Annotated in this window: 27 protein-coding genes and 4 pseudogenes; 9 read left to right on the forward strand and 22 right to left on the reverse strand. The window is 70.6% G+C overall.

Annotated features, from left to right (window positions below; translation table 11 throughout):
* Positions 1-99: 99 nt before the first annotated feature.
* Positions 100-294: a DUF1918 domain-containing protein gene (locus M2266_RS00355; protein ID WP_277436229.1), complete on the reverse strand. Its 195-nt coding sequence runs from the start codon at positions 292-294 to the stop codon at positions 100-102.
* Positions 295-422: 128 nt separating this feature from the next.
* The gene (locus M2266_RS00360) at positions 423-779 is read right to left on the reverse strand and encodes a DoxX family protein (RefSeq protein WP_277436230.1); all 357 of its coding nucleotides are present in this window, start codon (positions 777-779) and stop codon (positions 423-425) included.
* 219 nt (positions 780-998) lie between these two features.
* Here M2266_RS00360 and M2266_RS00365 point away from each other — a divergent pair, with 219 nt between their 5' ends.
* Together M2266_RS00365 and M2266_RS00370 are read left to right on the forward strand one after the other, a co-directional pair.
* On the forward strand, positions 999-1,178 hold the full coding sequence (locus M2266_RS00365) for a hypothetical protein (protein WP_277436231.1): 180 nt from the start codon (positions 999-1,001) through the stop codon (positions 1,176-1,178).
* 88 nt (positions 1,179-1,266) lie between these two features.
* Positions 1,267-1,803: a GNAT family N-acetyltransferase gene (locus M2266_RS00370; RefSeq protein ID WP_277436232.1), complete on the forward strand. Its 537-nt coding sequence runs from the start codon at positions 1,267-1,269 to the stop codon at positions 1,801-1,803.
* A 297-nt stretch (positions 1,804-2,100) separates the two neighbouring features.
* On the opposite strand, the gene M2266_RS00375 is transcribed toward M2266_RS00370, so the two are convergent.
* Positions 2,101-2,373, reverse strand: a complete 273-nt coding sequence (locus M2266_RS00375) for a hypothetical protein (RefSeq protein ID WP_277436233.1) — start codon at positions 2,371-2,373, stop codon at positions 2,101-2,103.
* Positions 2,374-2,815: 442 nt separating this feature from the next.
* On the opposite strand from M2266_RS00375, the gene M2266_RS00380 reads away from it, so the two are divergent.
* Positions 2,816-4,051 carry an RICIN domain-containing protein gene (locus M2266_RS00380; RefSeq protein WP_277441015.1) on the forward strand — a complete coding sequence of 412 codons (1,236 nt, stop codon included), beginning with the start codon at positions 2,816-2,818 and terminating at the stop codon, positions 4,049-4,051.
* Positions 4,052-4,127: 76 nt separating this feature from the next.
* Here the strand turns inward: M2266_RS00380 and M2266_RS00385 are convergent, their stop codons facing one another.
* The 7 genes from M2266_RS00385 to M2266_RS00415 form a co-directional block, all read right to left on the reverse strand.
* Positions 4,128-5,015 (reverse strand): neutral zinc metallopeptidase, encoded by an 888-nt coding sequence (locus tag M2266_RS00385; RefSeq protein ID WP_277436234.1) that lies wholly within the window; start codon positions 5,013-5,015, stop codon positions 4,128-4,130.
* A gap of 45 nt (positions 5,016-5,060) precedes the next feature.
* Entirely contained in the window at positions 5,061-5,207 is a 147-nt protein-coding gene (locus tag M2266_RS00390) for a hypothetical protein (RefSeq protein ID WP_269272135.1), read from the reverse strand.
* Positions 5,208-5,643: 436 nt separating this feature from the next.
* Positions 5,644-6,729: a glutamate--cysteine ligase gene (locus M2266_RS00395; RefSeq protein ID WP_277436235.1), complete on the reverse strand. Its 1,086-nt coding sequence runs from the start codon at positions 6,727-6,729 to the stop codon at positions 5,644-5,646.
* A 149-nt stretch (positions 6,730-6,878) separates the two neighbouring features.
* On the reverse strand, positions 6,879-7,358 hold the full coding sequence (locus M2266_RS00400) for a DUF3291 domain-containing protein (protein WP_277436236.1): 480 nt from the start codon (positions 7,356-7,358) through the stop codon (positions 6,879-6,881).
* Between the two features lie 32 nt (positions 7,359-7,390).
* Positions 7,391-8,056 (reverse strand): helix-turn-helix domain-containing protein, encoded by a 666-nt coding sequence (locus tag M2266_RS00405; RefSeq protein WP_277436237.1) that lies wholly within the window; start codon positions 8,054-8,056, stop codon positions 7,391-7,393.
* A 75-nt stretch (positions 8,057-8,131) separates the two neighbouring features.
* Positions 8,132-8,476, reverse strand: coding sequence for a DUF3618 domain-containing protein (locus M2266_RS00410; protein ID WP_277436238.1), 345 nt, complete (start codon positions 8,474-8,476; stop codon positions 8,132-8,134).
* A 127-nt stretch (positions 8,477-8,603) separates the two neighbouring features.
* Positions 8,604-9,650, reverse strand: coding sequence for a YihY/virulence factor BrkB family protein (locus tag M2266_RS00415; RefSeq protein ID WP_277436239.1), 1,047 nt, complete (start codon positions 9,648-9,650; stop codon positions 8,604-8,606).
* Between the two features lie 167 nt (positions 9,651-9,817).
* On the opposite strand from M2266_RS00415, the gene M2266_RS00420 reads away from it, so the two are divergent.
* On the forward strand, positions 9,818-9,979 hold the full coding sequence (locus M2266_RS00420; protein WP_277436240.1) for a hypothetical protein: 162 nt from the start codon (positions 9,818-9,820) through the stop codon (positions 9,977-9,979).
* Between the two features lie 144 nt (positions 9,980-10,123).
* Entirely contained in the window at positions 10,124-10,597 is a 474-nt protein-coding gene (locus M2266_RS00425) for a hemerythrin domain-containing protein (RefSeq protein WP_277436241.1), read from the forward strand.
* A 160-nt stretch (positions 10,598-10,757) separates the two neighbouring features.
* Here M2266_RS00425 and M2266_RS00430 read toward each other — a convergent pair whose 3' ends face one another.
* The 3 genes from M2266_RS00430 to M2266_RS00440 all read right to left on the reverse strand — a co-directional run bounded on the left by M2266_RS00430 (position 10,758) and on the right by M2266_RS00440 (position 13,052).
* Complete coding sequence (locus M2266_RS00430) at positions 10,758-11,132, reverse strand: anti-sigma factor antagonist (RefSeq protein ID WP_277436242.1); 375 nt, start codon at positions 11,130-11,132, stop codon at positions 10,758-10,760.
* A 103-nt stretch (positions 11,133-11,235) separates the two neighbouring features.
* Positions 11,236-12,186, reverse strand: coding sequence for a sensor histidine kinase (locus M2266_RS00435; protein ID WP_277436243.1), 951 nt, complete (start codon positions 12,184-12,186; stop codon positions 11,236-11,238).
* Complete coding sequence (locus M2266_RS00440; RefSeq protein WP_277436244.1) at positions 12,183-13,052, reverse strand: MEDS domain-containing protein; 870 nt, start codon at positions 13,050-13,052, stop codon at positions 12,183-12,185. The genes M2266_RS00435 and M2266_RS00440 overlap by 4 nt, the downstream gene beginning before the upstream one ends.
* Positions 13,053-13,294: 242 nt before the next feature.
* Between M2266_RS00440 and M2266_RS00445 the strand changes: the two genes are divergently transcribed.
* Positions 13,295-13,705 (forward strand): rodlin, encoded by a 411-nt coding sequence (locus M2266_RS00445; protein ID WP_277436245.1) that lies wholly within the window; start codon positions 13,295-13,297, stop codon positions 13,703-13,705.
* Between the two features lie 227 nt (positions 13,706-13,932).
* Positions 13,933-14,226, forward strand: a complete 294-nt coding sequence (locus tag M2266_RS00450; RefSeq protein WP_277436246.1) for a chaplin — start codon at positions 13,933-13,935, stop codon at positions 14,224-14,226.
* Positions 14,227-14,314: 88 nt separating this feature from the next.
* Here M2266_RS00450 and M2266_RS00455 read toward each other — a convergent pair whose 3' ends face one another.
* The 6 genes and pseudogenes from M2266_RS00455 to M2266_RS00480 all read right to left on the reverse strand — a co-directional run bounded on the left by M2266_RS00455 (position 14,315) and on the right by M2266_RS00480 (position 18,912).
* Positions 14,315-14,587: a DUF4235 domain-containing protein gene (locus M2266_RS00455; protein WP_277436247.1), complete on the reverse strand. Its 273-nt coding sequence runs from the start codon at positions 14,585-14,587 to the stop codon at positions 14,315-14,317.
* Between the two features lie 33 nt (positions 14,588-14,620).
* Positions 14,621-15,554: pseudogene (nrfD, locus tag M2266_RS00460) on the reverse strand (NrfD/PsrC family molybdoenzyme membrane anchor subunit).
* A gap of 426 nt (positions 15,555-15,980) precedes the next feature.
* A pseudogene (locus M2266_RS00465) lies at positions 15,981-16,361 on the reverse strand (alpha/beta hydrolase); the annotation flags it as partial.
* Positions 16,362-16,429: 68 nt separating this feature from the next.
* The gene (locus M2266_RS00470; RefSeq protein WP_277436248.1) at positions 16,430-16,978 is read right to left on the reverse strand and encodes a putative glycolipid-binding domain-containing protein; all 549 of its coding nucleotides are present in this window, start codon (positions 16,976-16,978) and stop codon (positions 16,430-16,432) included.
* Positions 16,979-17,116: 138 nt separating this feature from the next.
* Positions 17,117-18,061 (reverse strand): hypothetical protein, encoded by a 945-nt coding sequence (locus M2266_RS00475; RefSeq protein ID WP_277436249.1) that lies wholly within the window; start codon positions 18,059-18,061, stop codon positions 17,117-17,119.
* A gap of 254 nt (positions 18,062-18,315) precedes the next feature.
* On the reverse strand, positions 18,316-18,912 hold the full coding sequence (locus tag M2266_RS00480; RefSeq protein ID WP_277436250.1) for a TetR family transcriptional regulator: 597 nt from the start codon (positions 18,910-18,912) through the stop codon (positions 18,316-18,318).
* Between the two features lie 163 nt (positions 18,913-19,075).
* Here M2266_RS00480 and M2266_RS00485 point away from each other — a divergent pair, with 163 nt between their 5' ends.
* Positions 19,076-20,035 carry a chlorophyllase gene (locus M2266_RS00485; protein WP_277436251.1) on the forward strand — a complete coding sequence of 320 codons (960 nt, stop codon included), beginning with the start codon at positions 19,076-19,078 and terminating at the stop codon, positions 20,033-20,035.
* Between the two features lie 286 nt (positions 20,036-20,321).
* Here M2266_RS00485 and M2266_RS00490 read toward each other — a convergent pair whose 3' ends face one another.
* Positions 20,322-20,672: a PRC-barrel domain-containing protein gene (locus M2266_RS00490; RefSeq protein ID WP_277436252.1), complete on the reverse strand. Its 351-nt coding sequence runs from the start codon at positions 20,670-20,672 to the stop codon at positions 20,322-20,324.
* Positions 20,673-20,739: 67 nt separating this feature from the next.
* On the opposite strand from M2266_RS00490, the pseudogene M2266_RS00495 reads away from it, so the two are divergent.
* Positions 20,740-21,046 (forward strand): annotated as a pseudogene (locus tag M2266_RS00495) (inositol monophosphatase family protein); the annotation flags it as partial.
* A gap of 13 nt (positions 21,047-21,059) precedes the next feature.
* Here the strand turns inward: M2266_RS00495 and M2266_RS00500 are convergent.
* Together M2266_RS00500 and M2266_RS00505 are read right to left on the reverse strand one after the other, a co-directional pair.
* Positions 21,060-21,737 (reverse strand): annotated as a pseudogene (locus M2266_RS00500) (SDR family oxidoreductase); the annotation flags it as partial.
* Positions 21,738-21,786: 49 nt separating this feature from the next.
* The gene (locus tag M2266_RS00505; RefSeq protein ID WP_346780941.1) at positions 21,787-22,473 is read right to left on the reverse strand and encodes an RICIN domain-containing protein; all 687 of its coding nucleotides are present in this window, start codon (positions 22,471-22,473) and stop codon (positions 21,787-21,789) included.
* Positions 22,474-22,667 lie beyond the last annotated feature (194 nt).

The raw sequence follows: 22,667 nt of genomic DNA on the forward strand, positions 1-22,667 counted from the left end.
CCGGGAGGCGGGCGGACAAGGTCCGTCCGACACGGTGCGGAGGGGGCCGCTGCGGGCCGGGGTCGCGGTCCGCAGCGGCCGTCATCGGGCCGCGGATGCTCAGGCTTCTTCCGCGCCGTGCCGGACGACGGTGTCGGGACCGGGCGACATGACCGTTTCGTGGCCGTCCTCGAACCGCACCCTGAAGGGCGGAGCCCCGTCCGGGCCCATAACCTCGATGACCTCCGCTTGCCGGTCCTGCCGGCCGACCGTGCGCCCGTGAACCAAGAGACGGTCGCCCACACTTGCGCGCATATCGCTGGCTCCTCTGCAGACGGGACCAGGAGCCCAGAGCTTCGTGCAGCTCCTGGGACGATGTCGAGACCCAAGCCAATCAGACGGTAACGGCGATGTCACCCTCGGCACTGTGCCGATCTCCCGCGTCACCACAGCCCATGGTAGTTCAGGTTCACCACCAGCGCGGCCGCCGCCGTCGACAGGAAGACGATCCCTCCGACGATGTCGCGCGAACGAACCCGCAGGTGGGCGGTGATCGCGCCGACGAAGTACAGCACGAGCCCGACGGCGGCGAGGTTCCCCAGCAACGGGACCACGAACCCGGCCGCCAGCCCCACCGAACCCGCCGCCAGACACATGCCCAGCCGGGGCACCCACGAGCGGGGCACGCCCTTCATGTCCGCCTGGGTCTTGGGGTAGTCGTGACCGATCAGGTAGGTGACGGCGGCGATGGCGTTGAAGACCGAGGCGACCACGGTGATCGTGACGTAAGCGGCGAACATGAAGTCTCCTTGTCAACAGGAGCGCGTGCAGCAGGCAGCCGGGCTTGAACCCCGCGAAGCCACCGGGTCGGGTCCAGCAGAACGAGGCGGCGTACGCGTTCCGGGGAGCGGAGGGCGTCCATGTGACGCCCCTCGCACTCCCGACAGGTATCTCGTTCAGCGGGATACTCGCTTGGCGAGATGCTAAGCACCGGCCGTCGATCATGGAAGGCCGGTGACATGGGCGAGGAAGACCCCCGGACCGATGCCGCGATCGTCTTGGGTCAGGCGTTCTTCGGCCCGCTGATCGGCAACGTCCTGGGCGTGGCCGAGGAGTTCGACGCCGCTGAGATCGCCGTCGTCGACCGCTTCCTGCAAGCCGTCGCGGAAGCGGTTGCCTCGCCGAAGACTCCCGGGTAGGCGCTCCGGGCACGGGCTCGGCGGGAAGGTCGTCCGCTCGGATAATGCACATGCGGTCCGGCCGCTCCGCGTGGTAATCCTCCCTGCCATGGGAGATCTTGTGACAGCGCGGCTCGTACTGCATCCGATGACCGTCGGCGAGGCTGAGTGCCTGGTGGCGGGCGAGGTCGATGGCGGTGCCCGATGGGCACCCGACTATCCCACCGAGGGGGACGTGTCGGCCGCCCGGCGATTCCTGGGCACGTGCGCGAGCACCGGTGACCCGAAACCGTTCGGCAACTACGAGGTCCGGCGCCGCGAGGACGGCATGGCCATCGGCGGCGTGGGCTTCCACGGACCCGCGGACGCGAACGGCGGCGTCACGATCGGCTACGGTCTCGTCCCGTCGGCGCGGGGCAAGGGATACGCGTCCGAAGCTCTCCGCGCGCTGCTGCTGTTCGCGAGGGCGCGCGGCGTCGCCTCCGTGAGGGGCGACGCCGACCACGACAACATCGCGTCCCAGCACGTCATGACGGCGGCCGGCATGCGACCCACCGGACAGGACGAGCGCGTCAGGTACTTCGAGATCGCCTGGACCGACGCACCCGCGGATTCCGGCCCCCGCGCCTGGCCCTTGTGCCGGTAGAGGACCAGGTACGGCACGTTGCCCACCGAGTGGGTGAACACGCCGACTCCGGCGAAGTCGGCCACCGGTGCCGCGGCAGCGCCGACCAGCCGCGTCTAGGCCGTGTCTGACACATACCGGCGTCCGCCCGGAGGGCGGGGCCCGGGGCGTCTGGTGCGTGCGATCGCACGGCGGAGGGTCGCCCCTGTACCGGACGTACCGGGGCGGGCCCGACAACTGGGGGCCCCTCCCAGCGGTAGCTGGGGGAGAGCACGCGTGCCAGACGTCCCGGGCCAGGCGGGATGTGTCAGACACGGCCTAGCCGTGCCAGCGGGCACCGTGCCGGTGACGCCCCGGCTCGATCTCGATGTCCGGCACCAGTCCCGTTCGCACCCGTTCCAGCTGATGGCGTGTCATCTGGCGAGCGCGCCGCTCCTCGATGTAGGCGAGGGCGGACACCGTTCCTCCCCGCGGATTGCTGCGGGCGAGGAAGTAGACCGCGACGGTCCGCCGCACCTCTTGCGGCATCGGCCGCCGCCCCTCGCGCGCGGCCGAGCGCACGCGCTTGGCGCTGTAGCGAAGCGCGCGCATCTGGACCTTCCGCCACAGGCTCGAGGGAGACGGAGGTGCCTGCTCCGAGGAGGCGCCTCTGGGGCGCATGTGGTGGGCGCTTCTGGCCATGTCCCATTCCTACCGCGTGGTTCCCCCGTCCCGCAGGCGGTTTTCGCCGGAGCCAAGAGGCGTGGACGTCTCCGGAGGAGGCCCGGTGACGGGGGGCGACCGTTCGACGCAGGCGGTCGCTCACACTCTCGGGGCGGTTCCGCCCCCGCACGGAGGCCGACGTACAGCGGCTCATGGGCGTCCGACGGACGGGTGAGCGTCCGCCCACCGGTGGTCCGGATTCCTCATCCAGCGGAATCGGGTGGTATACGGCCGAAAAGTCCGGTCCGGCGGGCTGCCGGGCCCTCCTAGGGTGGGCGGGGCCGGCACGGAAAAGTCCATTCGGAGCGACTTACCCTGGAGGCGGTTGGCGATGTTGGCCGAGGGCACGTATCTGATCAAGAACGAGGCGAGCGGACTGTACCTGGGCGTGCAGGGCGCGGCTGTACAGCCTCGAGTCCCTGTCGTGCAGGAAGAGCTGACAGAGGGAGCGGCGCGGCCGAGCCGGCGCTGGCACCTCAAGCGGGGGACCGCGGGACCCGATTCGTGGCTGCTGCAGAACGAGCACAGCAAGTTGTACCTGGACAGCACGGCCGACCGGCTCAACAACGGTGAGGGCATTCGACAGAGTGCCCTGGAGATCCGTCCCGACCACCTCCAGGCGCAGACCTGGCGGCTGGCCGAGATCGGCGGGGGCCTGGTCACGGTGGCCAACGTCAAGAGCCATCTGCATCTCGCCATCCGCGGTGACAGCCGGGAGTCGGGCATCGCGGCGGAGCTGGCCGGGGTGCGCACCGGGGACGACCGGGGCTCGCAGGTCTGGCGGTTCGAACGCGTCCCGGCACGTGGTGAGTCCCGGGCGTTCGACGCCCTGACCGGCACCGTCATACAGCCCGGCGGCGGGATCCTGGGGGCGGTCGCGTCCACGGTCTCCGGTGTGGTCAAGCAGGCGCTGGAAGCGGGAGGCGGGATCTTCGAGACCGCCGCCCGCGCGATTCCCAGCAGCAGTGAGGTGCCGTACGTGCGCTTCGACGGTTTCCGCGGGGGCGAGTTCATCCGCTTCTCGCAGCGCCACGGCATCGAGGTCGGACCGAAGCCTCTCATCGAGCAGTTCCCGCATCTGCCCAAGGAGTTCCACGACGGCTTCGACGCCGTGACCTCCGCGGGACGGGGATCCGAACACACCCATCTGGGTATCACCGGTGACGTGTGCGTCGAGTTCTGCGAGAAGGGCAGCAGCGATCTGCTGCCGGTGAGTTTCCGGGTACCGGTGGACCTCCTGCCGGCCGACGGCGACGCGCGCTGGGGCGACCTCACCCCGGCGGGCGACAACGGCCGTCTGATGGTCTCGCTGGGTGAGCGGAAGTGGCTGGTCGACCGGCGCCGCGACCCGGACGAGATCTCCGAGGTGCGGCCGTTCCTCCTGGAACACCTTCCGCAGGAGTTCCGCGACCGACTGGACGCGGTGGCCTCCGCCACCATCGGGACGGAGACCCACTACTTCCTCGCCCTGGACGACCGGTTCAGCGTCGTGAGCGAGAGCCGGCTCGTCCAGGGAACGACCAGGATCACCGACGCCTATCCGCTGCTGGAAGGGGTTTGGATGTAGCGTCCGCGGCGCGATGGCCCGCCGGGAGCTCCGGCGCGGGCGAGTGCCCGCGCCGAAGCTCCCGGTGGGGCGGCCGTCACCGGGTGGCGAGGGTGGAGCAGCGGGAGGGGTCACCGGAGCTGTACCCCACGGTGAACCACTGCTTGCGCTGGCTCGACGAGCCGTGGGTCCACGTCTCGGGGGTGACCTTGCCCTGGAACTCCGCCTGGATCCGGTCGTCGCCGACGGCCGCCGCGGCGTCCAGTCCGTCATCGATGTCAGCGGTGGTCAGCTTCGTCAGCAGCGGGCGACCGGTGGACTGCTGCGGGGTCCGGGTCGCCTGGTAGGCCCACACCCCCGCGTAACAGTCCGCCTGCAGCTCGAGTTTGACCGAGGCGCTGTCCGGGCCCTGCCGGTCGTCACCGACACCGCGGGTCGTGCCGAGCAAATCCTGGACGTGGTGACCGTACTCGTGCGCCACCACGTAGGCCTGGGCGAACGGGCCGCCCGACGCCCCGAACTTGGTCTTGAGGTCATCGAAGAACCCCAGGTCCAGGTAGACCTTCTGGTCACCAGGACAGTAGAACGGACCCACCTCCGACGTGGCGGGTCCGCACGCGCTCGTGTACCGGCCGGTGAACAGGACGGTCCTGGCCGGCACGTACGCGGTACCGCGGGTGGGCAACTCCTTCTTCCAGTACGTCTGCACGCTGTTGATCACAGCGACGATGCGGCAGTCCTCCCGCGTGTTGGCCTGCTGTCCGGTCCGGCACTCCTCACTCACCTGCTGGGAGTCCGTGGATCCGGAGCTGGGGGCGGAGTCGCCGCCGATTCCCAGCTGACTCGGGCCGATACCGAAGAAGAGCGCCACCAGCAGAGTGATGATGCCTGCCGCGCCGCCACCCACGGCGAGACGGCCGCCGGGCATGCCCCTGCGGTCGTCCACCTGGGAGGTGTCGAGATCCGCCTGGTCGTCGAACTCCATCGTGACCCTTTCCTCAGGTCTCCATCACGGCGCTGCGGACCGTGGTCAGCGGCGTCCGCGCAGTCGGCCGAGGAGCTGGCGGGCCTGCTCGCGCTTACGCGGGTCGGCAGCCGTACGCCGGGCGGTCGCGATCGTCCGCTGCCCCTGGGGGCTCCGGCTGAACTCCTTGATACGGGCGATGATTCCGGGCATGACCCCTCCTGGATGATGGCGTGAACACCGTCGATTTCCTCGTGTGCGGGGCGTCTACCCGGCGAACCTCACGGGATGTGTCCGAGTCCGATCGACTGCGGTCGCGTCGCCCTGCTGCCCGGTGGCACACCTCACACCCTCAGGGGCGTCGCGACCGGAACACGCGAAGAGGGCCGACCGTTGACCTATATACGAGCGCGAGAAACCTGCCAAGGGTTCCGTCGCGGTTGTCGAGCCACCGGGAGCGCGAAGTGCCCTGGTGGGTTTCCGCCGCGAAGGACGAGGTCCTCGTCGCCCCTGAACCGCTTCGGCCGGTTCCCCCGACCAGCCGAAGCTTCCCGAGACCCGGCCGGCGTCCCCCCGCCGGCCGGGTCTCCCATGCCCGCCTTCGACCCGGGTGCCCAGCGCTGTGCGCGTGCGCGAGTCGCCGCGGCGCTCAGGCCACCGTGCGAGTGATGGCGTCGTCGACGACCGCCCGCAGGTCACCGGTGCGCGCGTAGGTGGCGCGCTGGATCCCGGCTCCGCCACCATGGCTCAGCAGCCGGTCGAGCGATTCCTTGACGAAAGTCAGGTCGTCGGCGTCCGACAGCGCTTCCGCGACGTGGTCCACCAGCGCGCCGATCACTTCCTCGGCGGGGGCGGGGTTCCACGTCAGCGGATGGACGAGCCGACCGGCAATCCCGGAACGTGCCGCCTGCCAGGCCCCCAGCCGCAGCAGGCCCACGGACGCGGTCGATGCGGGCTCGCCGGCACGCCAGGCACGGGCCGACGTCTCCACGAGTCCCCGGACCAGCGCCGCCAGCAGCACCGTGTCGTCCGCGTCCAGACAGACATCGGCGACCCTGACCTCGACCGTCGGATAGTTGCGCGAGAGCCGCGCGTCGAAGTAGATCATCCCCTCGTCGAGCAGCGTCCCGGTCTCCAGCAGCGCCTGCACATGGGTGCGGTAACCCTCCGCCGAGCCGAACGCCTCCGTCGGTCCCGCGGACGGCCAGCGCCCCCAGACCTGGCTCCGGTAGCTGCTGTACTGACTGTCGCATCCTTGCCAGTACGGCGAGTTCGCGCTCAGCGCCAGCAGGATGGACAGCCAAGGCCGCATACGGTCCAGAACGGCCACGCCCTCCTCGTCCGAGTCGACGCTCACGTGCACGTGGCAGCCGCAGGTGAGCTGCTCCTGCGCGGTCAGTCCGAACTTCTCCACCAGACGTCGATAGCGCTTCCCGGCACTCACCGAGGGATCGACGGGCAGCGGGAACGTGGCGAGCGCGGCCACGTCCGCCCCGACCTCACGAGCCCGCTCCGACGCGGCCGCGCGCCATCGGCGCACCTCCCGCGCGAGATCACTCATCGAAACCTGCGGTCGCGTCGTGGTCTCCAACTGCTCGCGCTGCAGCTCCGATTCGAGCCGGGCCTCGTCATCACTCTCCGCCTGTGCGGCCAGCACCGCTCCCGCCACGGCTCGTGGCTCCCCTGTACCCGGCTCGACCAGCAGAAGTTCTTCTTCGACGCCCACGGTACGCACGACGCGCCCCTTTCCTCGTTCTCCCCGGTGGCCTGCCCGCAAGCGCCTGGAATACGCCGCCTGACCCTCTTCTGCTCCGCGCGCGTACCGGTGGGCTCATTCTCGCGGCGGTCCTCCTCGCGACCACGGGACCGCCCTCCTGGACCGCCTCAGGAGGTCGCCCGCGCGGGCAGGGCCGCCGGGGCGGGGTAGGGGTCACGGAAGGTGAACGCGAGGGGGCCGTCGCCGTGTTCGCGCAGCAGGGCGACGCGCTCCATGGCCTCGGCGGTCGTCGGGCGGTGGCCGGCGGGCACCCACCACAGGGCCTGATGGTGCTCGGACATCTTGGTGAACCACTCCCGGCGGCGGCTGAGCACCGCCAGGTGTTCGCTGCGGTAGGTGAAGTCCTTCAGCGCCTGGACCGATTCCCAGACGGAGCAGTTGATCAGGAGCAGGTCGTCCGCGCCGTCGGGCCGCAGGCCCGTCGAGTCCTGTCCCCCGTCGTCCACCATGCGCCAGACGAAGCCGGGGGCGCGGTCGGCCAGGGTGTTGATCTCGGGCAACTGCGCTACGAAGGAGGCCAGTTCGGGGCCGTCGAGCGGGCCGACGATGCGCCCGATGTTGACCTGGGCCAGCTGAAAGTTGGTCATGGCGTCAGCATGACCGGGTCGGCATTCTATCGTCAAGGGTTATTTGTTTTAGAAACCAGGGTGACGCAGCACCCCTCCGGCGGCGGGTCCATCGTCGCCGTCCAGTCCTCACCGCCGGCACACCTGGGAAGCAGCCCTTCGATGAAGGCGAGGTTCATCCCGCAGACGAGCGCCGGGAACTCGTCGGCCAACGAGTGGAACGGGCAGTTGTTCAGCCGGACCTTCTCCCCGTCCTGGTACGGCTCGTACCCCCGCGCCCGCAGGGCCGCCACCGGGTCGGCTTCCTCACTGCCGGATGCCGCACCCTCCGCGGCACCGGCGGCTCGCGCGGCCGACTGCAGTTCCCGGTCGAGCGCGGCACCGTCGACGACCTTCGCGAGCAACCGGCCCGCGGCATCGTAGGAGCGGGGCGGCAGCGACACCCCCCGCTCACCCGGCGCCCGCAGGTACAGCTTCGCCGGGCGCCCCGCGCCCGGGCCGGTACGCCCGGACAGCCGCTGGTAGGAGACGGCCAGGAGACCCGCTTCGACGAGCTTGTCCAGGTGGAACGCGGCGAGCGAGCGGGAGACGCCCACCGCCGTGGCCGCCGCGTCACGGCCCACCGCACCCGGGGTCGCCACCACGTGCCGGTAGAGCCCACGACGCACCGGGTCCGCCAGCACACCCACGGCTTCGAAAACCTCATCCTCACTGTTCACGGGGCAATTCTATAACCAGCGACCGCTGTCACTAGTGGCCCCGCCCGTCCCACGCCGTCGACGTCCGGACCTTCGTCAACGACGCCGGTTACTCCGTCCACACCGGACGAGCAGGTACACACCGAGAACGGCGGCTGCGGCGATCAACGGCGTGCGGTTCGCCCTGACGCTCAACGCGGCCTGGTCGGCCTTCTCACTCACGGCGTCGGGGGTCCGGTTCGCCGCGAACCGCCCCGCGCGGGACGCGGCGTCGCGCACCTGCGCCGCGGCTTGGGCCGCCCTCTCCAGGACCCGGGTCCGCACGTCGGCCTTGGCCGCCAGCGCCTCGACCGTGAGACCGAGTTCGTCGCGGGTGTGTTCCATCTGCTCGCGCAGCTCCTGTGGGGTGGGTTCCGACTCGTTGCGGTGCGGCTTCGCCATCGGGGTGCCTTCTCCTCGGTCGGGGCCGTGCGGGCCTCGACGCCTGGTCTGCTTCGGCTGGGGGTCTGTCTCGGCGTTCGAGCTGGGGTGTCGGTCTCGGCGGTCGATACGGTGCGGTGCCGGTGGATCATTCCATCCGGCGGCGCTGTTCGTCGGTCCACGCACGGGTGTCACGCGGTTCGACGTAGGGCTCCTCGTCCGGCGGGTAGCCCCCCGCGATCGCGCGCTGGCGGGCCATCTCGGCGTCGAACTCCAGCCCCAGCAGTACGGCGAGGTTGGTGATCCACAACCACACCAGGAAGATGATCACGCCGGCGAGGGTGCCGTAGGTCTTGTTGTACGAGGCGAAGTTGGCCACGTAGAAGGCGAAGCCGCCCGACGCGGCCATCCAGATCAGCAGGGCGAGGACACTGCCCGGAGTCACCCACTTGAAACCGCGGCCCTTGGCGTTGGGAGCGGCCCAGTACAGCAGCGCGATCATGATCGTCACGAGCACGACCAGCACGGGCCATTTCGCGATCGACCACACCGTCAGCGCGCTGTCACCGATACCCAGCGCGGCACCGGTCTGGCGTGCCAGACCGCCGGTGAAGACCACGATCAGCGCACTGGTGCACGCCAGGACCATCAGCACCACGGTCAGACCCAGGCGCAGCGGCAGCACCTTCCACACCGGGCGGCCCTCGGGCACGTCGTAGACCGCGTTGGACGCGCGGATGAACGCGGCGATGTAACCCGAGGCGGACCACACCGCGACGGCCAGACCCACGATCGCCAGCAGCGAGCCGACGCCGCTGTTGCCCTGGAGCTGCTTCACCGCATGGGTGATCACGTCCCGGGCCGAGCCCGGGGCGAGCTGCTTCAGGTTGTCCAGGACCCGCTGTGTGGTCGACTCGCCCGCGATGCCCAGCAGGGACACCAGGACCAGCAGGGCCGGAAAGAGGGCGAGGATCCCGTAGTAGGTCAATGCCGCCGCGCGGTCGGGCAGCTCGTCCTCCTTGAATTCCTTGACCGTCCCCCGCAGCACCGCCCACCAGGAGCGTTTCGGCAGCTCGGTGGGGCGGTCGGGCGCCTCCTCCTCCACCTGCTCGTCCGGACCCACGCTCTCGTCCCGGTCCGGGGCTGAGCGGTCGCCGTCGTCTTCGTGTGCTGACTTCGGTGTGAGGGGTGACATACCTTGCGGCTTTCCCGCAATAGCCCGCCCATGCTTCGCGGCGCCAACTGTGACCGGGAGTGTTCGGACCCGCACTCGGATGCCCACTCATTCGAGGGTTCGGTGTTTGCCACTCGTCGAACCGGTCAGGTGGAAGGCGTCACTGAACGATGAAAGCGAGGTGCGCGATGGGACTCCTGGTCCTGCTTACTGCTCCGATGGTCCTGGCCCTGATCCTGGTCTGGAACAACCCTCCGCAGAACGCCCGCCACCGTTCCGCCGACCGTGCGGCCACAGCCGGCTCCGCCTCGTCGCAGCGCCGCAGCCATCGGCGGCCCACTCACGCGTGACCCGGCTTTTGACCGCCCGCGCGCCTTCCGAAGGGCTCCGCACGACCGGTGGTTTCTGCCCCGGCAGCCGGGGAACCCGCGCTGGCGGGTGTGAATTCGTTGTTTCCGCACTTCAGAACTGATCACCGAAATTCAGGAGACGCCATGGACGCGATCGTCTTGCTCAAGGAAGACCACAAAACAGTCGAGAAACTGTTCAAGAAGTTCGAAGCGGCGGGCGAGAACGCGGTCAAGGAGAAGCGGAAGATCGCGGATCAGATCATCGAAGAGCTCACCACGCACGCCTTCATCGAGGAAGAGATCTTCTATCCGACGGCCCGCGAAGCGGCCCCCGACACCAAGGACCACGTCCTGGAGAGCGTCGAGGAGCACCACGTCGTGGTGTGGATGCTCTCCGAGCTCGCGGGCCTCGACTCCGCCGACGAGCGTTTCGACGCCAAGATGACGGTTCTCATCGAGAACGTCCGCCATCACGTCGAGGAGGAGGAGAAGGAGTGGTTCCCCGAGGTGCGGAAGGCGATGGGGCGCAACAAGCTGCAGGAGGTCGGCATGCAGCTGGAGGCCGCCAAGGCGAAGGCACCGCGCAGCCCCCTCGCGGTTCCCAGCGCGAAGAAGTAGTTCGCCGGGACCCTGTCGCGGTGATTCGACGAGACCTCGACGCCACCCCGGTGGTCACAAGGTCCAGGCCGCGCCGGATCACGTGGTTTCCCCGCCCCGATCGGCAGCAGGGCGGAGGCACGTGATCCGGCGCGTCCTGGCTCGCGAAACCACCGCGCGACTACTGGGCGGGCGCGTCGGTGTACGTCCGCAGGGCGTCCTCGACCGAGTCGTACAGAGGGTTCATCAAGCTCACACCGGTCAGTTCCAGGAGCCGGCGCACCGCCGGCACGGGCGCGACCAGCAGGACGCGGCCACCGGCCTGGCCGATGTCCCTGATCAGCTCGAGCACGACCCGCAGCCCGGAGGAGTCCATGAACGGCATCTGGGAGAGGTCCAGCATCAGGTGCCGATATCCGAGCGCCATCTGGTCGGAGAGCTCGCGCTGCAACTCGGCGGCGGCGTCGTAGTCGAGTTCCCCTCGGATGGACACCACCGCGCGCTCGGGACCATGAGCGGTGACGGTGACGGCCAGTGCGGCAGGCTCAGCGGGCACAGCAAACCTCCAAATAGTGATGACACCGCACCGCTACCCTCGATCCGCCCCACCACTCCCACGGATGTCGCCGATCCGGCACGCAGCCACAGCCGTAGCCGCCTCAGGGAGTGAAGTGCAACCGCAGCGTCAGGCCGGTGGAGGCCGCGCGGATCTCGACGAGGTCGCTCAGCTGGTGGATCATCCACAGGCCGCGGCCTCCGTTGGCCGAGGCCAGCGCGGGACGCCTGCGGCCCGAGAGGGGATCAGCCAGGTGCCCGGCGTCGGAGACCTCCGCTGTGACCGTGCCCTCCGGGGCCGTCCACAGCCGCAGGGTCCCGCTGCCGCCGCCGTGCCGCAGGGAGTTGGTGGTCGCCTCGCTGACGGCCAGGACCAGGTCGGCCACGCGGCCCGGGGTCAGGGCGGTGCGCGACGCCCAGCCGACCGTGCGGTCGCGGACGTCGGCGAGCCCTCCGGTGGTGTAGAGCACGGTCAGCGCGTCGTCGGGCGGCTGCGGCAGGGGCTGGTCGCAGTCACCGCACACCACCGAGGCGTCGACGTAGGCGTCACTGAGGTGATCTTGGCCGTCCAGGATGAGCGTGGGATGGGTGCGCCGGGCGTCGGCGATCACATGTTCCGGCAGGCCGGGGACGAAGTAGGGACACAGGATCGTGGCGTCGCGGTGGGCGAACGCCGTGTTGATCAGTGCCTCGTGACGGGTGGCCTCCAGCAGTTCGGCCGGTGTGCGGGCAGGCCAGATCGGCTCGCCCACGATGCGGGGCGAACGACCGGCACTCCGGTCGGCGAAGCCCTGCAGGGCGGACAGGATCCGTCCGGGGTTGCGGCCCAGTACCGTCATGTCCGCGAATTCCACCGCCGCGGCGGCGTCGCCCAGCTCGTCGCGCAGCGGCCCGAGGCTGTCGCCGGGAATCGCGACGAAGGCGGGCTCATCGGCGTCCACCGCGGCGCGCACGAAGCCGCCCACCGCGCGCAGGTACTCGTCCTGCGTGTTGTAGAACAGGGCCGGGTGGACGAACGAGCCCGAGGCCGCCGGCGTGGTCACGGTGGTCGTCATGCGGCAATCTCCAGGACATCGCACTCGTCGGGGAACATCGCGGCCGCCCGCACCAGAGAAGCCGGCGGACTCTGCAGCACCAGGCGGCGGCCCTTCTCCTGGAGGGACACGGTCGCGGAGACCAATTGCGCGAGGGCGTCGACGTCCAGGAAGTCCAGCGCCGCCAGATCCACATGGACGACGGGACCTGGCATCCTCGTGACGCTCCGCAGAACCACCGCGAGCGCGGAGCGGGTGTCGGAGTCCGCGTGCCCGTGCAGCCGCACCCCGGGGCCGTCCGGTGACGCGCTGACCGTCAGCGGCAGCTCCGCACCGGAGTGGACCCGCCGGCTCGGCAGGTGCGGGCAGTGCGCGGCGACGGCCAGCTCCGCGGAGGTGGCCGAAGCGCCGTCGAACAGGCACAGGCCGGTCAGGGGCAGATCCGCGCAGACCTCACGGCCCAGGCGCAGTTCGTACTCCAGGATCCGCTCGACCCCCGGAATCTCTCGCGTGCACCAGTTCATCTCACTCGCGATCCGCACGCCCGGGAATCCCTGGCCGAGGGCTTCCTCGCACGCCGCCCGCATTCCGGCCAGGACCACGTCCGGATCGAAGGGCAGCTGCCGCAGATAGGAGTCGGTGGCCTCCTGGATGAGGAGCTGGCCGCGGCGGGCGGCCGCCTCCACATCCACCCCTCGCTCGCGCAGTACGCGATCGACGGCCCGCGGCGGGTGGACATCCGTGACATACACGACGCGCTGTCCGCACGCCAGGCCCTCGCGGACGAACCGGGTCACGGTCTCGGCCCATTCGTGTTCATCGCCGTAGACACCGCACGAGTGCCCGCCCTCGGACGCGACAGGGCTTGTTGAGTCCGCTGAGGACACGTCTTTCCTCCTAGCCGAGGCCTCCGGCGACGCACCACCATACCCGCCCGGAGCACGACGGAGCCATCCGCTCCGCCCGCCGCGACGGCGCTCGCGGCGCCGCACGACGCGCACGCGGCATTCCGCCGTCCGCCCAGACGAAGGGGCGGCACCACCGTTCGGGTGAAACGACGGAACTAGTCCCGTGGTCGGTAGTTAGCAGCGTGTTCCTCGCGTTGTCCGTATCGCCTCAAAGGATCCTCATGTTCAAGAAGTTTCTCGGCACCGCCGCGGTGGCCGTCTCCGTCATCGGCGTGTCCGCCGCGTTCGTCTCCCCGGCCATGGCCATCGGGAACGACGAGGGCGCCTCCACGACGAACGGAAACGGCGCCGAGTCGTCGTACGGCAACACCCACACCGACGGCACGCTGAGCCCGCAGGTCGGCCTGGTCCAGGGAACGCTGAACAAGCCGTGCATCGGCCTGCCCCTCAAGGCGAACGTCGGCTCCCTCATCGGCCTCATCCCGATCACGGTGCAGGACATCAACGTCCTGTCCTCCCCGCAGAACCAGCAGTGCACCGAGAACTCGTCCCAGATCAAGGGCGACGAGCCCCTCTCGCACCTCATCGACGACATCCCGGTCCTGTCCGGCAACGGCGTCAACAACGACTGATCCTTCCGTCCGCAGTACCCCAGGGGCCCGAGACGCACGCCGGTTTCGGGCCCCTCGCGGGGTCCGCACACGGAGCCGACCGTTCGCGGGCTCCTCACACCTGTCAGCGCGGTGGACGCACGAGGCGTCCATTCGGTGGAACACCCGTGACCTGCCGCGGAGCAGCACCGTTGTGGGATCGACGCCGTGACCTCTGCGGCGAATTCAACCTTCCAAGGAGATTCTCGATGTCCCGTATCGCCCAGGCAGCCGCCATCACCGCCGCAGCCGGCGCCGTCCTGGCCGCCGGCGCAGGTATCGCCGCCGCGGATGCCGACGCCCACGCCGCAGCCGTAGGCTCCCCCGGTGTCCTGTCCGGCAACCTCCTGCAGGTACCGGTCCACATCCCGGTCAACGTCTGCGGCAACACCATCGACGTCATCGGTCTCCTGAACCCGGCGTTCGGCAACACCTGCCAGAACATCGACGGCCAGCACGGCACCGACGACGACAACGACACGTGGGCCGGTCAGAACCACTGACCGCCACCACCCCCGCAACACCACCGGCCCCCCTCCACGGCTTGCCGCGGAGGGGGGCCGAGCCGTGTCCTGTGCGGCAGGACGCCGCTCAGTCACCCGGCCAGGTACCGGTGACCCGGCGCCAGCCGGCCGCTCCGCCGCGCTGAACCGCCGCCCGGACCACCGCGACGATCAGGCCTTGGACGGCCGCGGCGGCGAGCACCTCACCCCAGCCGTGGTCCTGTTCCAGGGGCTGCGGGGCGTCCCGACCGGGGCCGACGTGGTCCCAGATCTTCCGGAAGACCAGTCCGGCCAGGGTGCCGCCCACCAACCCCACGACGAGGCCGACCGGTTTGTACACGACATTCGCTGCCTTGGGCATGTTGTACCTTCTCTCGGCTCGGGCATTCCCACGTCACGGGTTCGGGTCCGTTTCCCTCTCCAACCGTTCCCGGCTCTGCCGCTCACGCTGCGGCACGACGCTGTAGCGGGGGGTCATCGGCCGAGGCGATGCCGGCCTGGAAGACACCGAAGCGCGTGCAGGCCGAACCGGTGAGCAGGCTCAGTACGGCGGCTACGGCGGCTGCGGCGGCCACGCGACCGGTGCGCGCCGACAGCACCGCACCGAGTCCGCCCGCCGCGGTGAGCACTTCGGCAGCGCGCATGAGCCGTCCCGCCGAGCCGGTCCGGTAGGTCTCGGCCACGATTCCCAGCCGCCGTTCCATGACATGGGCGGTGGCCAGGTCGGCGATGGCCGCCAGGACCGCGGCGCGGCGCGCCGGACCGGTCTCCGTGCCGGGACCCACGACGAGCGCCATGCCCGCGGCGGCGGCCGTCGCGGAGCCCGCGAACAGGTACGGCAGCTCACGGTGCGCGTCGTGCCAGGCCGGCACGGCGGTGTCGGCGGCGAGCACGGCGGTGTACGCCGCCAGGGCCGGCCCGAGCAGAGCCGCGGTGGCGGTGGCGGCGGCGCCGGTCCGCGGCAGTCTGCCGGTCACCGCGGTGAGGGCCGCCGTCCCTGCGGCGGGCCCGTACGCCGCGAGCAGCCAGGAGCCCATGCTCATCGGCGAGGTGGGCTTGAACACCCGCAGCATGTTCGCGAACCGGTCGGGGCGTCCGAGGTCGTGCACGAGGGCGGCCGCCGACAGCGTCACCGCGGCCAGCGACGAGACCTTCATCGCCTTCGCCGTGACCGGCCGGCCGGTCAGCTGTGCCGCGGCGCCGAGCACCGATCCGGCGCCGGCCAGGCCACCGAGGAAGAAGTAGCCGGCGATGTCGCGGGCCTCCCAGGACGGGGCCTTGATCACCGGTCTGCCGTAGGAGGACTGGAACTCGGCCCGCGGCACCATGAGTTCCTCACCCCGGCGCTTGCGCCGACCGCCGCCGCGACCCGCCCGGAGCGCGTCGGGCCGTGCTTCCCGTCCGGGTCGGGCGTCGTGGATCCCGCCCCGGTAGCCCACGGCGCAGTACGGGCAGATCGACCCCACCACCCGGTCGGCGCCCGCGGTGCGGGCTGCCTTCGGCTGCCCCGATTGCGCGGCGGCGCCCCTGCCCAGCGGATCCGTCCCCGTGAGCTGCCGGTACACGGGCCAGCCCTGGATCAGTGTGCGGACGCCCATCATGCCCTCCGATACGAAACCCGCCGGTACCCGCCGATACGAAACCCGCTGATGGCGGACCGGCTGCCCCATCACTCTGCGGCCACCCGGGCCGCCGCGCATCCGCGTCGGGCCGTTGGGGTCCCGGAGCACCCGCGGTGGTGTCGCGGGGACGGACTACGCGCCGGCGGCGAAGAACTCGGTCAGGGAGGCGACGAGGGCGTCCGGTGCCTGTTCCGCCACATGGTGACCGGAGTCGATGCCGTGGCCACGGACATCGGGTGCCCAGTCGCGCCAGATGCGCAGCGGGTCTCCGTAGAGCTCCGAGAGGTCGTCCCGCAGCGACCACAGGACCAGCGCGGGGCACTGGATCCGAACGCCCGCCTCCCGATCCGCCTCCTCGTGTCGTTGGTCGATGGTCAGACCGGCTCGGTAGTCCTCGAGCATGGCGCGCACCACCCGGGGGTTCCTGACCGCCGCACGCCATTCGTCGTAGTTCTCCCGCCCCGTGCTCAGCGGGTCGCCGTGGTACCAGCTGTCCGGGTCCGCGTTGATGACGCCGCGAGGCCGGGGGCGGCCTGCCGGGCCCCTCCCCCCGGGGAGAGGTCTCACCGTGCGACGGGCGCTCACATCCGCTGCGCCAGACCCGGGTACGTGACGACGAGGCCGTCGGCGTCGAGGGTCAGGTCCGCCCGGTAGGTGCCCGAGGCGTAGCGCACGCGCTGCGCACCGAGGTGCGTGTACGTCTGCCGGTTGGGCCGGACCACGAGGCCGGGGACCTGGATCCAGGCCATCAGGAAGTCCCGCTCGCCCGGTCGGCGCTGGAGGGCGTGGCGCAGCACGGGCATCGTGTTGGTCAGCGGCGACAGTCCGAGGTCGCAGTCGAGAGCGCCGTCGAGGTCGGGCGCGGGTGCTCCGTTCACCGTCCAGCGCCCGTCCAGCGCCCGGCACAGCTCCAACTCGACCGTCCCGCTCGCGGTGTCGGCGGTGGCCAGCAGCCTGCGGGTCACGAAGTCCTCAGCGGTGTCGAGTTCGTACGTGATCCAGTAGGGCTCGGGCACCGTGCCGACCACCCGGCCGCGCGCCCGCAGCGTGCTGCCGTCGATGTCGATCCACGCCGTCTCGTACCCGCCGCTCTCCTCGACCGCCCAGGTCACGGCATGAGATCCGGTCATCGTGCCATCGTAACGAGGGGCATGGGCCGTTCCCGGGTAGCCGATCGGCTGTGTCGGGCCGCGCACGGACGAGGTGGCCGGGACTGGCTGCGAAGCCTGTCCCGGCCACCTCGTATCGAACGCTCGTATCGGACGCTCTCAGGAGTTGCGGACGACCGTGCGCGGCCGCTGCCTGAGTAGCAGCGCCGTCGCCGCCAGGAGGGCCGCGGCGATCGCGCAGGCCACGGCGAGGCCGGTCGCACCGGTGAACGTGCCTCCCCAGCTGTCCCGGAGCACGGAGACGGAGCTGAAGGCCGGGGCGAAGGAGTGCACCGCCACGGTGACCACGGCCGCTGCCGCGCTGGCCGCCCAGATCCACACCGTGTCCCGCATGGCCAGCAGACCCGCCAGGATCAGGCAGAGCAGGGCGATGCCGAGGGAGATCCCCGCCGCCACGTCACCGGTGCGCAGTCCCGCGATGTCGGAGGGCAGGTGGATCGCTCCGATCACCAGCAGTGCCGCGGCGGCGGGCCAGCGCAGCACGGACCGCGTGGACGAGGCCGCCGCGGGTCCGCGCGCGAACGCGGTCGTGGCCTCGGCGCCCGAGGCGCCCCGACCTTTCGCGAACCGCGCGGTGTTCAAAGCGGCCAGAGCGCCTGCGGTGGGACGACGGGGAGCGACCGCGGCGTTGAGGGCACCGCGGAGGTCGGTCGGCCGCTCGTCGAGGCAGGCGACGGCTTGCAGCGGCTCCGCTTCGCCCCGGTCGGTGGAGAAGATGGTGAGCAGCTCCGCCACCTCCTCGATGGGGCGTCCCATCGCCGCCGCCCGCAGCGCCTTCTCGGCGTCGCCGGCCTTGTGCGGGGGCTTGTTCAGCAGGCCGACGAGTTCGCAGACCTCGGGCAGCGGCCGGGACACGGCAGCCAGTCGCAGGGCCTCGTCGCCGAGGGGCGGGAACCCGCCGCTCTCGTTGAGCAGGGTCACCAGCGCGGCGACCTCGTCCAGGGATCGCATGGTCGCCACGGCCCGAAGGAGGGTGACGCGGTCTTCCTCGCCCGGGCCTATCGCGAAGCGTTCGTTTTGGGGTGAGCTGAGATCAGTTGCCATGTCGGGGTTTCCTTTGCGGAGCCATCGGGGCAAGGCCGCCTTCGGCCGCCACTGTGTGTCACACGCGACGCACAGTGAGTTCATAACAGCCGACATATCCGGTCCGCGCCATTCGGAGCGGCGAACGGTCGCACTATCGGAGCAACATCGCCTCGCGGCGTCACGATGTCCACGAAGGAACACCCGGGCCCCCGCGCGCGTCCGGTGCGGGTCCCGGGGCCGCCCGCGCCCGGGTGACGGGCGCACCGGCGCCGTCAGGGCGACGGCGGCAGCCGCAGTCCCCGAAGGAGCAGCTCGACCAGTCGGCGGGGGTCGTAGCGGGGGTCGCTGTCCCGTCCGATGCAGAGGTTGCCGATGCCGCGCATCAACTCATCGGCACGCGTACCGGGCCTGATCGCACCGGCATCGACCGCGGCGTCGAGCAGGTCTGCGCAGACGGGCACCAGGCGGTCGAGGAAGTAGGTGTGGAGCGCCTCGAAGCCACTGCTGTCCGACTGCAGCGCGTTGGCGAGTCCGTGCTTCGTGACCAGGAAGTCGACGAACAGGTCCACCCACTGACGCAGCGCCGCGAACGGGGAGTCGGCGGCGGCCAGCAGGCTGGGGCCGGCCTCGGCACATGCCTCGACCTGGTGGCGGTAGACGGCGACGACCAGGTCCGCCCGCGTCGGGAAGTGCCGGTAGATCGTCCCCATCCCGACGCCCGCCCGGGCCGCGATCTCGCGGATGGGCGCGTCGACGCCGGAGGTGACGAACACCGCGGCGGCGGCGTCGAGCAGCGTCTGGCGGTTGCGCAGCGCGTCGGCCCGCTTGCTGCGGGCCGGCACCTCCCCGGAGGGGCTTGCCGTGGGCACCACGCTCTCCTTCCGTCCGTCGTTGACAAAGCGGAACAGCGCTCCGTATATTAATCGGAACGACGCTCCGCTTTGAGTCTAGCCGAGCCGGACGTCCGCGACCGCCTCGCCCCGCCGGCCCCGTGGAGGACCCCCGGCCGGGGCCACGAAAGGAATACGCGACATGAGTGCACCGACCCACCCCGCCGACTACGTCAGCTCCCCCACACCCGTCCTGTCGGTCAGCCCGGTAGTTCTGCCGGTTCCGGGCCGGGCCGTGGACCTGGAGGTGCGCGTCTCCGCACCCGTGACCGGGGACGGCTTGCCGGTCATCCTGCTCTCGCACGGCCAGGGCTACTCGAACCACCTCTCCTCACTGAACGGCTACGCCCCCCTCGTCAACTTCTGGGCGGCACACGGCTTCGCGGTGATCCAGCCCACCCATCTGAGCTCCACGACGCTTCGCCTGGACCCCGAGACCCCCGGGGCGCCGCTGCACTGGCGCTCGCGCGCCGAGGACATGACGCGGGTCCTCGACCGGCTCGACGCGATCGAGGCGGCCGTCCCGGCTCTTCGCGGCCGCCTCGACCACCGCAGGATCGCGGTGGCCGGACACTCGATGGGCGGGCACACCGCGAGCCTGCTGCTGGGCGCCCGGCTCACCGACCCGCAGGACGGAACGGAAGTGGACCTGGCCGACCCCCGCATCACGGCCGGGGTGCTGCTGGCCGCGCCCGGCAGGGGTGGCGACGCGCTCACCGGAAGCATCGCCGAGAATTTTCCCTTCCTCCTGACCACGGACTTCTCCCGGATGACGACCCCCACGCTCGTGGTCGCCGGCGACAAGGACGAGTCGGCCCACCTGACGGTCCGGGGCCCGGACTGGCACGCCGATCCCTACGTCCTCTCCCCCGGACCCAAGTCCCTGCTCACCCTGTTCGACGCGGAACACGGGCTCGGCGGGATCTCGGGATACGACGTCGCCGAGACCACGGACGAGAACCTCGAACGGGTGGCCGCGGTCCAGCGGCTCACCTGGGCCTACCTCCGCACCCGGCTCCACCCCGGCGACTCCGCCTGGCAGACGGCGTGTGGCGCGCTGGCGGCCGACCCGGCCGCGCTCGGACGAGTCGAGTCCAAGTAGGCGGGCGGCCAGGGCAACCCTCCGCGGCGCACGGGGAGTCGACGGGGTCGGCTGCCGAGGTTCCGCTCCGAAGATCCCGGGTTCGTTCAGGGTGCGCAGCAGGGGCCGGCCGAGGGCCGCGCAGGGCGATCAGTGGTGCCAGGGCGATCCGCAGGGAGGCGTCGGCGAGGGCACCGCCGCCCCTGACCGGGGAGCAGCCGGCGTCCCGGTCGGCTTCCGGCGTCCCGGTCGGCTTCCGGCGTCCCGGTCGGCTTCCGGCGTCCCGCTGGTTGCGCCGGACTGTCCGTCAGGCGCGGTGGGTTCCGTAGTAGCTCGCGATCTGCTGGTGATAGCCCAGGTCGCCGGCGTGCCTGTCCTTGTCGAACTCCGGGGAGTCCTTGATCTCGTCCTTGGTACGGGCGACGTGGATCTTCCGCTCCGCGAGGTCGATGGAGCGGATCGTGCCGGCCGGCAGCAGAACGTGCCGGCCGAAGATCCACACGCCGGTGTCGACGACGATGTGCGCGGACCCGGCGTCGTCGGAGTGCTTGTCGACCTTGCCGATGACGCCGTCGGTCGCTTCGACCTTGAAGCCGGTCAGGTCCGTTCCCGCCTCGTGACCCGCGGTCTCCCGGTATCCCCACATGCCGTCAGCCACAAGAAGACCTTCCGTTGCCGTGCGATGTCGCGATGGTGATCGGAATGACGACGGCATTCTGCAGCACATGATCACGTCATGCGGGGACCTGGACGATGCCGGAGTGGCGACAGCCGCGGCCCCCGCGGCCGCGGACGTGGTACGCGGCGTGTACGGCCGGCGGCTCGCCCGCATCGACAGGGGCGTCGGGGACTTCGCCACCGCCGCCGACGTCGAGGCCGAGAAGGCGATCCTCGACGTCATCCGCTCCACCCGACCCGACGACGCGGTACTCGGCGAGGGAGGGCGGCCGGCGGGGTGCCGCCGGGGCCACCCGCCGGTGGTGGGTGGATCCCCGGTGCGGAACCCTGAGCTACGCCGTCGACACCATGCTCGGCCCGTCCGCGATCAGGCCGGCGAGCCGCCGGTCGCGTCGAGCCACTGCCCGGTGACCCAACGGCCGTTGTCCGAGGCCAGGAAGGCCACGACGTCGGCGATGTCGGCCGGGGTGCCGACCCGGCCCAATGCCGACATGGCGGCCGCGCCCGCCCAAGCCTCGTCGCTCGCCCGCAGCCAGTCGGCGTTGACGTCCGTGTCCACGATCCCCGGCGCCACGGTGTTGACGGTGATCCCGCGGGCGCCCAGCAGCTTGGACAGGTTCCCGGTGAACACGTCCAGCGCGCCCTTGGTCATCGAGTAGGCGATCAGTTCCGGCATCACCGCGGCGTGGGTGAGGCCCGTCGAGACGTTGATGACGCGTCCGCCGTCACGGAGCCGGTCGACGCCCAGTTGGGTCAGGAAGAACGGTGCCTTCGCGTTGACCGCGAACAGCCGGTCGTACTCCGCCTCCCCGATCTCCGAGAACGACTTCGAGGTGCCGATGCCCGCGTTGTTGACGAGGATGTCCAGACCCTCCGCGTGCTGGTCGAAGGCGGCCCAGAGAGCCCCCGCGTCTCCGGGCAGCCCCAGTTCCACACCGAGCGCGAAGACGGTGCCGCCCGCCGCCTCGATGGTGGCCACGGTCTCCTCGGCCGCCGCCCGGTTGCTGCCGTAGTGCACGCCCACGACGGCTCCGGTCCGGGCGGGCGCCGTCGCAGGGCGTCCGCCCGAACCGGCTCATGACCGGGTCACCGGGTCACTGGGGGAAACTCCACTTCTGGTTGGATCCGTTGTTGCAGTCCCAGATCTCGAGTCGGGTGCCGTTGGTGGTGGCGAAGCCGGGGATGTCGAGGCAACGGCCGCTCGCGGGGTTGACGAGCGTCCCGTTGCCGACCGTCCACTGCTGGTTCCCGGCGCCGTTGCAGGTCCACAGGTTCACGAGCGAGCCGTTGGCGGTGGCCCCACCGATCACGTCGAGGCAGAGCCCGGCTGCGCGCACGGCACCGTTGGCGACCGTCCACTGCTGGGCAGGCGAACCATTGCAGTCCCAGAGGTCGACGACCGCGCCCGGGGTGGTCGAGGCGGTGTAGTCGTCCAGGCACTTGGCGGCGTTGAGTACCGAGCTGACCTGGCCGGTTCCACCGCCTCCGGTGCCCGTTCCAGGAGTGATGGACAGGTTGTCGAACTGGTCGGTGCGGTAGCCCTGGATGCCCAGGCCGGCTTGCCCGGTCTGGAAGGAGGCGTCGCTTACCGATCCGAACTGGTCGCCGTCGAGCTGGGCACTGATCTGCGAGCCCTGGAACGTGAACGACAGGTTGTGCCACTGGCCGCTGCCCAGCGCGGTCGTCGTTCCGGTGGCCAGGGTGTGGTTGGAGCCGTCGGTGTACATCTTCTCGATCCACCACTGGCCGGTGTCCCGGATCCGCAGGTAGTAGGCGTTCATGTGGGACTGCGGCCGCTGCTGCGTGTTGGCCGCGCCCGAGCAGTTCGATCGTTCCCGCCCCACGCAGATAGACGTCGGAGCTGACGGTGTAGTTCGACCAGATGGGATCGCCGATCAGGGCGTAGGAGTCGGAGTCGTCCTGCCACTCGATCGGCTTGACCGGAGCCATCTGCTGCACGCACTTGCCGGAGCGG

It is taken from the genome of Streptomyces sp. SPB162, from assembly GCF_029504575.1.
GTDB lineage: Bacteria > Actinomycetota > Actinomycetes > Streptomycetales > Streptomycetaceae > Actinacidiphila.

Excerpts from the sequence above, each read along its gene's own strand:
- M2266_RS00355 (WP_277436229.1), bottom strand. The coding sequence starts at position 294 with ATGCGCGCAAGTGTGGGCGACCGTCTCTTGGTTCACGGGCGCACGGTC.
- M2266_RS00360 (WP_277436230.1), bottom strand. The coding sequence starts at position 779 with ATGTTCGCCGCTTACGTCACGATCACCGTGGTCGCCTCGGTCTTCAAC.
- M2266_RS00365 (WP_277436231.1), top strand. The coding sequence starts at position 999 with ATGGGCGAGGAAGACCCCCGGACCGATGCCGCGATCGTCTTGGGTCAG.
- M2266_RS00370 (WP_277436232.1), top strand. The coding sequence starts at position 1,267 with ATGGGAGATCTTGTGACAGCGCGGCTCGTACTGCATCCGATGACCGTC.
- M2266_RS00375 (WP_277436233.1), bottom strand. The coding sequence starts at position 2,373 with ATGCGCGCGCTTCGCTACAGCGCCAAGCGCGTGCGCTCGGCCGCGCGC.
- M2266_RS00380 (WP_277441015.1), top strand. The coding sequence starts at position 2,816 with ATGTTGGCCGAGGGCACGTATCTGATCAAGAACGAGGCGAGCGGACTG.
- M2266_RS00385 (WP_277436234.1), bottom strand. The coding sequence starts at position 5,015 with ATGGAGTTCGACGACCAGGCGGATCTCGACACCTCCCAGGTGGACGAC.
- M2266_RS00390 (WP_269272135.1), bottom strand. The coding sequence starts at position 5,207 with ATGCCCGGAATCATCGCCCGTATCAAGGAGTTCAGCCGGAGCCCCCAG.
- M2266_RS00400 (WP_277436236.1), bottom strand. The coding sequence starts at position 7,358 with ATGACCAACTTTCAGCTGGCCCAGGTCAACATCGGGCGCATCGTCGGC.
- M2266_RS00410 (WP_277436238.1), bottom strand. The coding sequence starts at position 8,476 with ATGGCGAAGCCGCACCGCAACGAGTCGGAACCCACCCCACAGGAGCTG.
- M2266_RS00415 (WP_277436239.1), bottom strand. The coding sequence starts at position 9,650 with ATGTCACCCCTCACACCGAAGTCAGCACACGAAGACGACGGCGACCGC.
- M2266_RS00420 (WP_277436240.1), top strand. The coding sequence starts at position 9,818 with ATGGGACTCCTGGTCCTGCTTACTGCTCCGATGGTCCTGGCCCTGATC.
- M2266_RS00425 (WP_277436241.1), top strand. The coding sequence starts at position 10,124 with ATGGACGCGATCGTCTTGCTCAAGGAAGACCACAAAACAGTCGAGAAA.
- M2266_RS00435 (WP_277436243.1), bottom strand. The coding sequence starts at position 12,186 with ATGACGACCACCGTGACCACGCCGGCGGCCTCGGGCTCGTTCGTCCAC.
- M2266_RS00445 (WP_277436245.1), top strand. The coding sequence starts at position 13,295 with ATGTTCAAGAAGTTTCTCGGCACCGCCGCGGTGGCCGTCTCCGTCATC.
- M2266_RS00450 (WP_277436246.1), top strand. The coding sequence starts at position 13,933 with ATGTCCCGTATCGCCCAGGCAGCCGCCATCACCGCCGCAGCCGGCGCC.
- M2266_RS00455 (WP_277436247.1), bottom strand. The coding sequence starts at position 14,587 with ATGCCCAAGGCAGCGAATGTCGTGTACAAACCGGTCGGCCTCGTCGTG.
- M2266_RS00470 (WP_277436248.1), bottom strand. The coding sequence starts at position 16,978 with ATGACCGGATCTCATGCCGTGACCTGGGCGGTCGAGGAGAGCGGCGGG.
- M2266_RS00475 (WP_277436249.1), bottom strand. The coding sequence starts at position 18,061 with ATGGCAACTGATCTCAGCTCACCCCAAAACGAACGCTTCGCGATAGGC.
- M2266_RS00485 (WP_277436251.1), top strand. The coding sequence starts at position 19,076 with ATGAGTGCACCGACCCACCCCGCCGACTACGTCAGCTCCCCCACACCC.
- M2266_RS00505 (WP_346780941.1), bottom strand. The coding sequence starts at position 22,473 with ATGAACGCCTACTACCTGCGGATCCGGGACACCGGCCAGTGGTGGATC.